The 12349-nt window shown below is 63.6% G+C and carries 9 protein-coding genes; 3 read left to right on the top strand and 6 right to left on the bottom strand.

The window, feature by feature from the left end; genetic code table 11:
• Positions 1-5: 5 nt before the first annotated feature.
• Complete coding sequence (locus RIC54_RS15305; RefSeq protein WP_350151160.1) at positions 6-638, bottom strand: DUF7666 domain-containing protein; 633 nt, start codon at positions 636-638, stop codon at positions 6-8.
• 290 nt (positions 639-928) lie between these two features.
• Here RIC54_RS15305 and RIC54_RS15310 point away from each other — a divergent pair, with 290 nt between their 5' ends.
• The 3 genes from RIC54_RS15310 to RIC54_RS15320 are packed head-to-tail and all read left to right on the top strand — an operon-like array spanning position 929 to position 5488.
• The gene (locus tag RIC54_RS15310; RefSeq protein WP_350098446.1) at positions 929-1357 is read left to right on the top strand and encodes a response regulator; all 429 of its coding nucleotides are present in this window, start codon (positions 929-931) and stop codon (positions 1355-1357) included.
• A gap of 5 nt (positions 1358-1362) precedes the next feature.
• Positions 1363-2277, top strand: a complete 915-nt coding sequence (locus tag RIC54_RS15315) for a chemotaxis protein CheW (RefSeq protein WP_350098447.1) — start codon at positions 1363-1365, stop codon at positions 2275-2277.
• A gap of 4 nt (positions 2278-2281) precedes the next feature.
• Entirely contained in the window at positions 2282-5488 is a 3207-nt protein-coding gene (locus RIC54_RS15320; protein WP_350098448.1) for a chemotaxis protein CheA, read from the top strand.
• Positions 5489-5510: 22 nt separating this feature from the next.
• Here the strand turns inward: RIC54_RS15320 and RIC54_RS15325 are convergent, their stop codons facing one another.
• From RIC54_RS15325 to purD, 5 genes are all read right to left on the bottom strand, one after another.
• Positions 5511-6602, bottom strand: a complete 1092-nt coding sequence (locus tag RIC54_RS15325; RefSeq protein WP_350098449.1) for a CheB methylesterase domain-containing protein — start codon at positions 6600-6602, stop codon at positions 5511-5513.
• On the bottom strand, positions 6599-7387 hold the full coding sequence (locus tag RIC54_RS15330) for a CheR family methyltransferase (RefSeq protein ID WP_350098450.1): 789 nt from the start codon (positions 7385-7387) through the stop codon (positions 6599-6601). The genes RIC54_RS15325 and RIC54_RS15330 overlap by 4 nt, the downstream gene beginning before the upstream one ends.
• A 37-nt stretch (positions 7388-7424) precedes the next feature.
• Positions 7425-9119 (bottom strand): methyl-accepting chemotaxis protein, encoded by a 1695-nt coding sequence (locus RIC54_RS15335; RefSeq protein WP_350098451.1) that lies wholly within the window; start codon positions 9117-9119, stop codon positions 7425-7427.
• A gap of 253 nt (positions 9120-9372) precedes the next feature.
• Positions 9373-10935 carry a TIGR04372 family glycosyltransferase gene (locus RIC54_RS15340; RefSeq protein ID WP_350098452.1) on the bottom strand — a complete coding sequence of 521 codons (1563 nt, stop codon included), beginning with the start codon at positions 10933-10935 and terminating at the stop codon, positions 9373-9375.
• A gap of 15 nt (positions 10936-10950) precedes the next feature.
• Positions 10951-12225, bottom strand: coding sequence for a phosphoribosylamine--glycine ligase (gene purD / locus RIC54_RS15345; RefSeq protein WP_350098453.1), 1275 nt, complete (start codon positions 12223-12225; stop codon positions 10951-10953).
• Between the last annotated feature and the right edge of the window lie 124 nt (positions 12226-12349).

The raw sequence follows: 12349 nt of genomic DNA on the forward strand, positions 1-12349 counted from the left end.
CCGAGCTAGTCGCCCAGGTCCGCCCATTCATCGAGGTCACCGTCATCCTGCTGGCGCGCTTCCTCGACCATCGTCTCGAGCAGAGTATTATACCGGTCCCAAGCATCGTCGCTGACCGTCGCCTTGGTCGCCGCCCAAGCCGCCGCCAGGCCGGTTGCGCGAGCGGCATGGGTCCTGGCGGCAGCCGCCCTCGCGGCTTCGCCGGCAACGGCACCTTCGACGTCGTTCCGGGCGGCGTGAGCCCTCGACGCCTCGCGCGCGGCCGCCCGTGCCGGAACCCGGAAGTTCTCGTCTCCGGTCTCAAGATACTTCCGGACGACCTCGGGAATGTCCCAGATGTCGGCAACATCCAGGGCAACCCTGCGGGCGAAGTCCCGCAACAGTTCCTCACCGTCGAGTCGCCACTGAATCGTGCGGCTGCGGCAGACTAGTTTGTCATCCTGGCGGCTGACGATATCCTCGCAAACCACTCGGCAAATGGTGTTGCCCGGCGCGTATTTGAGCGCATCAAGCAAACGTTCGGATGCGTGCAGGCCGGAGGCGCAGACCGCAACTTCGTCGTCATAAACCAACACTTCGCCGTCGGGCGGGACATCGCGACCGTCCCGGAGCGCCTCGTCGACAAAATGCCAAGCCATCAGCGGTGACGCCGGACTGCCCTGACGATCTGCTGTACTGACACGTTCTGCCATTTTCCGCCTTCGCTGATGCCACGAACGTTGTACCGTTTCAGGCCCGGTTGAACTGTTGCACTGTACTCCAGTTCGCACACACCGGCTTGCTGCTTTGATGTCTGCGGGCACCCTCCATAATCCTTTCAAACCATGGAGAATCGCGACAACTATGGTAGGGAATGCTGTTACGATTAGGAAATCGAAAAGCGCCGCATGGCGTGTCCGTGATCCATCCGCAGGCGAATGGTCGGTGAATGCCTAAGATCCTGATTGTCGATGACTCGCGGCTTGTTCGTTTGACCGTCAAGAACATCCTTCAGCGAGCGAGCGGATTCGAGGTCGTCGGCGAGGCCGAGAACGGCCGGGAAGGCGTAGACATGGCCCGGGAACTCAATCCGGATGTGGTTACGTTGGACATTGAAATGCCGGTAATGAATGGCATCGAGTGCCTGCGCCGCCTGCGTATCCTGTGTGCCGCGAAGGTGGTGGTGCTGTCGTCCCTGACCCATCCGGCTTCGCCGAAGGCGGTGGAGGCACGCCTTGTCGGTGCCGACGCGGTTATCGGCAAACCGTCAGGCTCGGTCAGCAGCAATGTCGATGCGTCCGGTGGCGACCTGTTGGTCAACACGATCCGCCGACTCCTGAACACTGACACGACCCGGTTGCGAGAGGTTGCCTCGTGAGCCCCATGGAAAGCCCTGTCGAGGGGCAGAAGGTCCCGGTTCTTCTGTTCCTTTCGGGAGGTCGCCGTTACGGGGTCCGCCTGTCGAAGGTGCGCGAGGTCGTCGAGATCGGCACCCGGGAATCGATCGAGGGCGAAGCCGGCGACTACATCGGCGTCATGGTCCTCCGCGAAGAGCCGATTCCGTTGGTGGCGGTCGGCCAGGTGCCGGCCGACAGCTCTGACTCGGATCTGCCCATCTGCATTGTTCTCCAGAGCGGCCACGCAATCGTCGGATTGGCCGTCGAACGGATCCTGGGCATCCGGCAGTTCGGCCCGGAACGCCCGATGAAGGGCCTGATGTCCAACGATCGGCCACAATACGCCTATCTGGACGAGGAGGGCCGGCTGGTGCAGGCGGTCGACACCGACCGGTGGTTCAACGCGCAGCCAGCGCTGCCGCTGCTGTCCGACCAGCGCTCGTCCAGGCCACTCGCCGAACGGGCGGACGCCATCGACGAGGCCCGTCCGACCTACATGGCATTGACGGTGGGCGACCGGTACTTTGCTGTCGATTCGACGCTGGTTGAACGGGCGATCGACGACATCAGGGTAGCGCTGCTGCCGCGGCGGCCAGGAGTGCGCATCGATTCGGTCATCGAGGTCAGCGGCAACGTGCTGCCGGTGCTCCGGCTGTCCGAAGGCGGGTTCGAGAGCCAGTCCATCTACATCATCGTCAATTTCTACGACCACAAATGGGCCGTCGCGACCGAGCGCGTCCTGGGCATTGTCTCCAACGAGAGTCCGCCCCGGCCGGTCGGGGACGACGCGCAGGAGAGGGTGATCTCCCACAAGGGCGCGTTTCATGAGGTCATCGATCTGAAGGGCCTGATCGCCGCCCAGGTTCCCGACTTCATTCGACCTGACGGCCAGAGGGCCTGAACGTATGGACGATCTCGACGCCGCCGAAAGCCTGTGGGACCTCTTCGAGCAGGAAAGCGAAAGCTATCTGGCCCAGATCGAGGAATCGCTGTCGGGGTCGGCCGAGGAACTGGCCGATCCCGAGGCGATGGGAACGCTGTTTCGGGCGTTCCATTCGCTGAAGGGGGTTTCCGCGTCCCTGGGCCTGACCGGCCTGGAGACGATCACCCATTACGGTGAAGACCTTCTGGACATGTTCCGGAACGGCGAAGCCCAGCCGGACGAGGCTGCCCGTGAACTGCTGCTGTATGCGGCAGACTCTCTGGTGTCCCTGCGCGAGGCGTGTCTGGAAAGCCGCTCCGATATCGCCGGCGACGCCACCCTGGTGGCGGATCTCAAGGCGGCGAAGACCCGGCTGAAGGGTGGCGGTGCCCCGGCACCCGCAGCCAAACCGGCCACGCCCGAGCGAACGGCCAATGCCGGCGCGACGCAGAACCAGCCCCAAGGCTCATCCCCGAAACTGGCCGCCTCGGCGACGCCCCCGGTGTCCAGGGCGCCGGAACCGCAGCAGCAACCGACAGGGCAGAAGCCAACGGCCCTGCAGGTCTCCAAGGCCCCTGCCGATCCGTCGGAAAGTGAGTTTCAGGACGAGACCGTCGGACCCTTTGCTGCGGTCGTCTCGGCCGAACTCGGCCATCTGGCGGAGGCATTGGAGAATCCAGCGTTCGCAGCGTTGGATTCGCAGGAGATCATCGGCTCGGTGCTTCCGATCCGCGAAGCGGCCAACGACGCCGGCTATCTCGGCATTGCCGACGTCCTGAACGGCATTCTAGGTGCCCTGCAGGACTCCGAAACCCTCGACAAGACGGCGCTGACCCGCGGGCTCTGCATCTTCGTGCACCGACTGAGAGTGTTGTCCGAGTTGGCGGATTCCGGGTTGTCCATGGAGAACGTGGATGACTCGATGTCGCCGCACATCTCCAAGGAAGCCCGCGACGTCATCGACCGCCTGGGGGTCAATGGCGGGCAATCCAAGGATTGGGAACTCGTCGGTATCCTGGCCCGTGCACTGGGTGTTCACCGGCTCTCGGCGCTCGCCCGGCTGACCAGCGAGTTGACCGCGCTTGACGATTGGCGGGAGCGCCCGGGCGCGCTGGCCGTCGTCGAGGAGATCCGCAAGGAAAGCCAGGTGATCGGCATCGAGGGTCTCGACGTGTCGTCGCTCGATGTCCGGCAAGCGGACTACGATCGGCTGCGCGACCAGATGGCACTGCTGCTGACCAACGCCGAAGCCGCGGTCGCGGAGCTTCGGCAGTCGCTGGGTGACGAGATCTTCAACAGCCTGTCCCCGGATGCACGCAACAAGATCGCGGACTTCCTGAAAGGCCCGGGCGCCCGTTTGCTGGAGGTCCAGGCGGTGCTGGCGGACGGCAATCCGGACGCCCATGCCCTGATGAACCGGTTGAATGAAGAGAACGTGATCTCCAACCGCGTGCTGGTCGAGGTCGATCCGGACCTCTACCAGTTCCTGATCGGCATTGCCGGCCCGCCCGAACGCCTTGTCTCCGAGTTGAAGGCCATGCGCGGCGCGGCAACCGCGTTGAAGTCCTGGGCGGTTCTGGCGCAAAGCGAGCTCGACGAGGAGACGGCTGCGGCGCCGCCGTCGACCGATGACTCTGAAAGCAGCTATCTGGTAGTCGCCGACGATGCCTGGGAGATCGTGCAACAACCGAAGCGGCATCCGGAGGCGCGGCAGACAATGACGCCGGACATCACGGAGTGGGCGCCATCGAACGCCGCCGACGCGGTGTCGCTGGATCTGGTTGCTCCGGCGAGCCGACCACCGCAGGCCGAGGCATCCGCGCAGGCAACGCGCATTGAGTCGACCGAGGTCGATCTGCCCTCGGCATCGACCGACCCGAAGGTGCCGGCCGAGCGGAAAGAGTCCGGATCAGCCAAGAACATCGGCGGCAGTTCGCTGCGCGTTTCCTCCGAGTTGGTCGACAACTACCTCGACTCGGTAGCGGAACTGCGGCTGTGCCTGTCTCGGCTCGAGCAGGGAGCGTCGGAAGCCGGATTCGGAAGCACGACCGCCGAATTGCGGTCCGCCGCGACGCAGACCAGCGCGCGCACCGCGGAACGGTTGCGCGCGGCCGCCCGGCAGATCGACAATGCCGGCAAGGTGATCGCCAGCCAGATCGCCCGCGCCGAGACGACCCTGCGCATGCTGCATTCGGTCACACTCGAGTTGCGGGTGGTGCCGATCAGCATCGTGCTCGGCCGCATGCCGAGGCTGGTCAGGGATCTGGCCCGAAGCCTGGGCAAGCAGGTCAATCTCGACATCGAGGACGGCGACATCCAGATCGACAAGTCGATGGTCGACGCGTTGATGGAACCGATGGTCCACATGATCCGCAATGCCATGGACCACGGCATCGAACGGCCAGAGGAACGGGCGCGCACCGGCAAGCCGAGCAAGGCGACCCTTACGCTGAAGGCAACCCAGAACGGCAACGTCGCCCGGATCATGATCGCTGACGACGGGCGGGGACTGAACACGGCGGTCATTCGCGCAAAGGCCATCGAGCGCGGGTTGCTGTCCGAGCAGGACGCGATGCGGATGCCGGACCGGGAGATCCAGCGGCAGATCTTCGCGCCCGGCTTCTCGACGGCGGCCGCCATTACCGAGACATCGGGACGCGGCGTCGGCATGGACGTGGTCCTGGTGACGATCCGCCGGCTCGGCGGCTCGATCGACATCGACAGCGTCGAGGGCGAGGGCACCAAGTTCTACCTGAACTTCCCGGTCTCAGCGGCGCTGCAGCGCATCGTCGTGGTCTCCGACGGCGAACGCGATCTCGGTCTTCCGGAACGCGCCATTGTCGAGGTCATAGAGGTCGAGAAGAAGGCAATCCAGACGGTCGGGGAGTTGGCCGGTATCCAGCACCGCGACGGTTTCCTGCCGGTGCGCGCGATCGAGACCATGCTCGGCTGGGACACGCCGGAGAAGACCGCCAAGCAGACGGTGTTTCCGGTGGTCATCATCGGAACGCCTGAGCGCCGCGTCGGAGTCGCCGTCGCCCGGGTCAAGCGCCGCCAGGAAGTCTTCATGAAGGAACTTCACCCGGCACTGAACGCAGTCGATGTGCTGGCCGGGGCAACCGTCATGGGCGAAGGTCAGCCGCTGCTGGTGCTCGATCCGGAAACCCTGATCGCCATCGCCGGCGCCTAAGCCGACCAGTGGTCCGGCGCGGCTACTTCGACAGGGTCAGCGTCAGGCCGGACAGCCACCCGGCGATCTTCGACAGCGGCATCACGCTGTCGGCTGCGCCTTCCTCGAACGCTGCCTTGGGCATGCCGTAGACAACCGACGTCGCCTCGTCCTGGGCCACGGTTCGCGCACCGGCCCGCCGCATCGCCAGCAGGCCCTCGGCGCCGTCCCGTCCCATCCCCGTCAGGATGACGCCCAAGGCCCGTTTTCCGAGTTCCTTGGACGCGGACATCATGAGCGCGTCCACTGAGGGACAGTGGCCGCCGATGCGGTCGCTCTCGCCAAGCTTGGTCCAGATCCCCTTGCCGTCCTTGCGCAGTCGAAACTGACGACCACCCGGCCCAAGCACGGCCAGCCCCGGCCGCAAGGCGATGTTGTCGCGTGCCAGTTCCACGTCGATCGAGCAGGACTGGTTCAGGCGCTGGGCAAAGGAATCGACATACGCCTCCGGCATGTGCTGGACGATGGCGATCGGCGGGCAATACCGGGCCATGCCGGACAGCACCGAGAGCAGAGCATCGGTTCCGCCAGTCGAGGCGCCGATGCAGATCACCGGTCCAAGATACGGTGTACCGGAGTCCTTGGACGGTTCATCAGCGCGGGTCCGCGTACCGGCCTTCTCGGATTCCGGCGGCCGGGCCGCTGGCTTGTCGGACAGCCGTTCGGGCGGTCGCCAGACCGGCATGCGCGCCTGCTTGAGTGCCGCTTCGAGGCTTCGCGATGCCCGGGCCAGCTCGTCGCGAACGTTCAACCGCGGGATCGCGACGACATGCTGTGCCGGAATCTTCAGCCTGTCGGCAACCGATCTCCCCTCATCCTGGAAACCCGCGGCGATCAGAAGGGTTGCCCGGTTCGCCGAGACGATCGCGGCGATCCCGGCATCCAGGGCCGCCAGATCGTCGTGAAATGCCGCCAGAACGATGATCTCGCTCGCCACCAGGCGCTCCCGGGCCACCCGGGTCGGCGAAATGGCCTCCACCCGGCCGGCATCCGACAGCTGGATCAATTTCTCTGTGACGGCCTTGCGCAGCAGCGGGTCCGCGGCGATTACCAGGATCTCGGAGGATCGGCTCATCGGGCTGCCCGCTTCCGAAAGATGGCCGGCTGCAACTGATCCAGATACTCGCGAGTGTGGTCGGGATTGTCGGTGTGACCGATGAACAGGTACCCACCCGGCGTCAACAGCTCCGCCAGGTTGCGAATCAGCTTTCGGCGCGTATCGTCGTCGAAATAGATCATGACGTTGCGGCAGAAGATGACGTGAAACCCGCCCTTCAGGAAGTCCAGCGGGTCGACCAGGTTCAGCCAGCGGAACATGACGTCGTCGCGCACCGGTTTGACGACCCGGTACCGGCCGCCGTCCAGTGGCTCCAGAAACCGGGTGCGCCATTCTGCGGGCATGTACCGGAACGCGTCAGACTTGAATTCGCCGGCGGCGCCGCGCCTGAGAGCACGAACCGCGATGTCGGTGGCCAGAACACCGGCATCGAGGTCGTCATACTGCTTTCCGAAATACGCGCGCATGGCCATGACGATGGAGTAAGCCTCTTCGCCGGCCGCCGCCGCGGCACTCCAGATCCGCAGGTCCATGCGTCCCGAACGCGCGGCCCGTTGCTTGATCTCCGGCAGGACGGTCGAGGTCAGGAACTCAAAATGCGCAGGCTCCCGGTAGAAGTAGCTGTGATTGGTCGACAGCTGTTCGACCACTTCGATCAGCAGGTCGTCGCGCCCCTCGGTTCCAGCCTCGCGGATCAGCGCATTGATCGACCGGTGACCAGAAGAATTGATGTATCCAAGCAGGCGCGATCGTAGAAAGTTCTCCGCGTCACCCGGCAGAACAATCCCGAACCTGGCATGCATGAGCCGGCGAAAGGTGCCGAACTCAGCACTCGTGACGTCAATACTTTCCAAAATCGCCCGACGTGATCTTGTCCTGGGCGTCCTTGCCGGCGCCTTCGGTCGACTTGCCGGACTTGGGCTTTGGCGGCGTCGGCTCAGCCTCGTCATCATGGCTCACGCTGGCCGCCCCGTTCAGCTTGAACCGGGAAACCGACTGCTGCAGCTCGCGTCCACGGGTCGCCAGCGAACCCGACGTCGCAGCCATCTGTTGGGCGGCGGCGGCATTCTGCTGGATGACGGTGTTCAGGCGATGGATCGCGACATTGATCTCGTCGGCTCCGATCGACTGCTCCTCGCTCGCCGCCGTGATTCCCTGCACGAGGTCCTTGGTCCGGGTGATCTCCGGCAGTAGCTCGCTCAGCAGCCGGCTGGTGTTCTCCGCCGCCTCGCGGCCATCGGCCGATGCGTCCTGGATCTCGCTGGCCGCCTGCTTGCTGATCTCGGCCAGACGGGAGACTTCGGAGGCGACCACCGCGAACCCGCGGCCATGCTCGCCGGCGCGGGCGGCTTCGACCGACGCGTTCAACGCCAACAGTTCGACCTTCCGGGTGATCTCCTCGACCACCAGGATCTTGTCGGAGATGTGCTTCATGGCGGCGGCGGTCTGGCCCATCGCCTCGGAGCAGCGGGTGGCTTCGCTGGCCATGCGCTCGGAAACCTTCTCGGTCTCCTCGGCGTTCTTCGCGTTCTGGCGGATGCCCGCGGACATCTCCTCCATGGCCGCCGAAGTTTCCTGCACACTGGACGCCTGGTCGTTCACCCCGTCGGCAACCTGCTGGGCAGCCTGGCGAAGCTCGGCGCTTCCGCTGCTCACGCCATTCGATGCGGTGCGAATGGTGCCGAGCATGTCCCGCAGATTGTCCTGCATCGTCGCGACGGAACTCAAGACCCGCCCGATCTCGTCGGTTGCCCCGTCGGTCTCGACGGTCGCAGACAGGTCGCCGGCACCAAATCGGTCGACGATCTTAACGGTGGCATTGAGGCGCTGGCGAATCCGCAATGCCAGCGCGATACCGGCAAGCAAGGATATGATCACCGTAATCACGGCCCCGACGATCAGATGTTGAACCGCCGCCTTCTCGGCTTCCTCGACGATCAGCATCGATTTCGCCGTCAACGCGTTGGTGCGCTGCAGCAGGTCCTGCATGTAGGCGTTCGAACGCTGTTCCGCTTCCTCGATCCGCTGCATCTTGTCTTGGAGGAACGACAACTCAGGGATACGCCCCCCCGACGCCGCAAGCAGTTCTTTCAGCTGCGTGAACACAACCTCCGCGGAAGCGTTCAGACTGTCGTGCTCTTTCTCTATCTTCCGCATCAGGCCCTGCAGTTCGCGGTACTCGGCCGAACGCGAATCGTTTTCATTCACCACCGCATTCAGAAGAGCGTCGATCTGCTGGTGCTCCTCTTCCGCCTTGTGTGAATACTCCTTGAATTTTTCGATGTGCTCGTTGGTCTTTGCCCCGCGTCCCTGCCCGACATTGGACAACGTGATGTGTATTTCCATTTCCTGCAGAAGCTGGTGTTCGATCGAGCTGGCCACGAGCTGGGAAATCGGTGTTTCGACTTCCGCTATGTGCTCGATCTGCTTGCCGATCGTGGCCATCGTGAAAATGGCATATCCGGCGAAGCTGCTCAGGGCCGCAGCCATGAAAACAACCAGCGCCAACAGCTTCGTGGACAGATTTACGGACATCGGTCGCCCCTCGACACTATTCGAACAGTTCTGCTCGGCCCTGTAGTACCGACGGGCGGGCCGCGATTCGGGGGCGAGTATATAGTCGTCGGTGCGCTGTTGTCAGAGCAATCTGGCCTGAGCCGAGTCGGTATACTCCCCAAAGAGCCGAACCCCCGATCCGATCAAGGCCGGGAAGCATCTCAACGGCCCGGGCAGCGAAGGATTCAACCGGAATATCAGGAGCATCTGCTCGCGAATCGGAGCAAGAGAATCAAGCCAGCGGGCGCAGTTCCGTATCATCGTCGAACACCAGCACACGGCCCAGATTGCGCATCGAACGAACCTCTGCGGGAACCGGATCGTCGAGCGTCTCCAGGAACCCCTCGACGGCCGCGCTGACTTCGGCCGGCTGGAGATTGTGCACGTCGTGCCCCAGCACGTTCAGCATTCGGCGTTCGCGGATCTTTCCAAGCTTTGAGTAAGCCTGCCGGTCGACGACCCGCCGTCCGTCCTCCAGCGCCGTGATCGATTTCAGCACCGTCCAGTTCCGTCGCCCCCAAGGCAGCATGTCGAAGGGATACCAGTTCAGGAACAGGCAAGGCGTTCCGAACAGAAGGGGGACCAGCGACAACCCGGAGCTTGAACCGATGTGAAACGCCGCCGTCCCCGGCAGAAGAACATCAAGCTCCTGCGTCTTAAGCGGCGAATGAGCGTAGTCGAAAACCCCCTCGATCGGCGGCAGTGCACTCATCGACGGATCGCCCAGCCGGACGACCTGATATCCTCGCGCGACCAGGGAATGAACTGCCGGCAGGTACGTCTCGATGTCGGTGTCGCGCAAGGTGCTCACCTCGACGTCGCGGAAGCCCGGTTCCCGGCAGTGGAGTGTGACCAGCGGCCGTGATGGATCGAGCCCACCGGCACGAAAGAACGCGCTCACTTCGGGATCTGTGTCAGGCACCTTGTCAAAGATGGATCCGTCCAGCCGTCCTGACTTGTCCGCGACGACACCGCACATTTCAAAATAATCAACGAATCGACCATCTACATACTCGAGATTCGCACTCGAATGATTGTCAAAGAAAGTTGACCATCGATCCGTTGATTCGATGTTTTTGGATATTTCCGACAATTTATCGAACAAAAATCGATTAACTGGAGGCTCTCTCCAAAGACACACTTTGCGAAATGGGGTGTCTTCAAATTCTATGGATTTTACTATATATGCAAGAATCACCATATGCCCAATGGAGAACGTCCAGTGAGCCGACAGGGCCCTTTCATGTGATTTGTTAAAATTATATCGGTAATTTAGGATGTGACTTGAAATATTGGTTCGGAGTTTCGTTGATTCCACAAAATTGCACGTTTTAGCAAGCACCGACTCAATCCATTGCTTGCCTAGTACGATCTGAAAAGCTTCATTGATCGACTGCGGCACGGTCTTGTCAGACAAAAGAGAGATCAGTTTCTCATAGGTACTATCCTGCTTCGAGAACCAGACCGGCTCGCCCGACAGTCGATCAAGATCGACCCGGCGATGCACGATCAGCGCGGCCCCGACGAACGGAACAATACGCTTGTCGGTGATCTTCGTCGTGTTGACCCAGTCCTGAAGAACCTTCCGGTCGATCGTCCCTGCCGCACGCAGCGCCTTCCACAGGATATCCGCTTCCACCATCACCGGCAGGATCATCAGACGACGGAACCACCGGAAGATCGCCCCTGACGCAGCGACGCACCGAATACAGTCGGCGCACGCGACCACATCCTGAGGGTCGTTTATGACAGCGATGCGCGTTGCACGATCAGGTGCGTCGTGATTGAGCGTCATCACACCGCCGCTCGCTCAGCCGCGCGCGACCGCGCGCCAGCCGATGTCACGGCGGCAGAACCCGCTAGGCCAGTCGATCCGGTCAACCGCGGCATAGGCCCGGCGTCCAGCCTCCGCCGCATCACCCCCCAGTGCCGCAACGCCCAGAACCCGCCCGCCGGTTGCCAGCAGGCGGCCGTCCTCGGCACGCGCTGTACCTGCGTGAAACACTACGGCCCCCTCGGCCTCCGCGGCGTCGGTCCCGGCAATCTCCGTTCCCTTGCGATAGTCGCCGGGATAGCCCGCCGCCGCCATCACCACGCACAGGGCGGCCCGGTCGTCCCACCGCAGGTCGACATGGGCGAGTTGACCATCGGCCACCGCGATCAGCGCGGGCAGCAGGTCGCTCTTCAGCCGCATCACCAGCGCCTGGCATTCCGGATCGCCGAACCGCGCGTTGTACTCGATCAGCCTCGGCCCATCTGGACCGATCATCAGGCCGGCGAACAGCACGCCTTTGAAGGTACGGCCCTCCGCCTTCATGCCGGCGACCGTCGGCTCGATGATCTCGGCCATGATCCGCGCCGCCATCGCCTGATCGACCACCGGCGCCGGCGAATAGGCACCCATGCCGCCGGTGTTCGGACCAACGTCGCCGTCGCCGACCCGCTTGTGGTCCTGGGCGCCGGCCAGCGGCAACACCGACTGGCCATCGGCCAGCGCGAAGAAGCTGGCCTCCTCGCCGGCCATGAACTCCTCGACCACGATCTCGGCACCGGCGTCGCCGAACGCCTTGTCGGCCATCATCGCGTCGACGGCAGCCAGGGCATCGTCCAGCGTCTCGGCGATGATCACACCCTTGCCGGCCGCCAGCCCATCGGCCTTGACCACGATCGGTGCCCCCTGCTGGCGGATGTAGGCCTTGGCCGCATCGGCATCGGTGAACCGGCCATAGGCCGCCGTCGGGATGTTGTGGCGGGCGCAGAAATCCTTGGTGAACGCCTTCGAGCCCTCCAGCACCGCCGCCGCCGCCGTCGGACCGAACGCCTTGATGCCGGCAACGTCCAGCCGGTCGACCAGCCCGGCGACTAGCGGGCCTTCCGGACCCACCACGACGAAATCGATGCGTTCGTTCCGCGCAAAGGCCACGAGGCGGTCCAGGTCATCGACGGGGATCGGCACGCAGGTCGCCTCGCGGGCGATGCCGGCGTTGCCCGGTGCGCAGTACAGCGCGTCGACCAGCGGAGATGCCGAGATCGCCCAGCACAGCGCATGCTCGCGCCCGCCGGAACCAACGACCAGAACACGCATGACGGACCTCCTGCCCGGTCGGGCAATCTTTGTCGGGTAGGGACGTTCACAGGCGCCGGTGTGTAGCATAGATTGCCGCCATGCAAGACGCAGCGTCCCCGACTTCACCCACCCCCGGCAATCT

Origin of the sequence: Thalassobaculum sp. (assembly GCF_040219215.1) — a bacterium.
Classification (GTDB): Bacteria; Pseudomonadota; Alphaproteobacteria; order Thalassobaculales; family Thalassobaculaceae; genus Thalassobaculum_A.

What these genes read in the sequence shown, in the direction of transcription:
- RIC54_RS15305 (WP_350151160.1), bottom strand. Translation starts at nt 638, where the DNA reads ATGGCTTGGCATTTTGTCGACGAGGCGCTCCGGGACGGTCGCGATGTC.
- RIC54_RS15310 (WP_350098446.1), top strand. Translation starts at nt 929, where the DNA reads ATGCCTAAGATCCTGATTGTCGATGACTCGCGGCTTGTTCGTTTGACC.
- RIC54_RS15315 (WP_350098447.1), top strand. Translation starts at nt 1,363, where the DNA reads ATGGAAAGCCCTGTCGAGGGGCAGAAGGTCCCGGTTCTTCTGTTCCTT.
- RIC54_RS15320 (WP_350098448.1), top strand. Translation starts at nt 2,282, where the DNA reads ATGGACGATCTCGACGCCGCCGAAAGCCTGTGGGACCTCTTCGAGCAG.
- RIC54_RS15325 (WP_350098449.1), bottom strand. Translation starts at nt 6,602, where the DNA reads ATGAGCCGATCCTCCGAGATCCTGGTAATCGCCGCGGACCCGCTGCTG.
- RIC54_RS15330 (WP_350098450.1), bottom strand. Translation starts at nt 7,387, where the DNA reads ATGCATGCCAGGTTCGGGATTGTTCTGCCGGGTGACGCGGAGAACTTT.
- RIC54_RS15335 (WP_350098451.1), bottom strand. Translation starts at nt 9,119, where the DNA reads ATGTCCGTAAATCTGTCCACGAAGCTGTTGGCGCTGGTTGTTTTCATG.
- RIC54_RS15340 (WP_350098452.1), bottom strand. Translation starts at nt 10,935, where the DNA reads ATGACGCTCAATCACGACGCACCTGATCGTGCAACGCGCATCGCTGTC.
- purD (WP_350098453.1), bottom strand. Translation starts at nt 12,225, where the DNA reads ATGCGTGTTCTGGTCGTTGGTTCCGGCGGGCGCGAGCATGCGCTGTGC.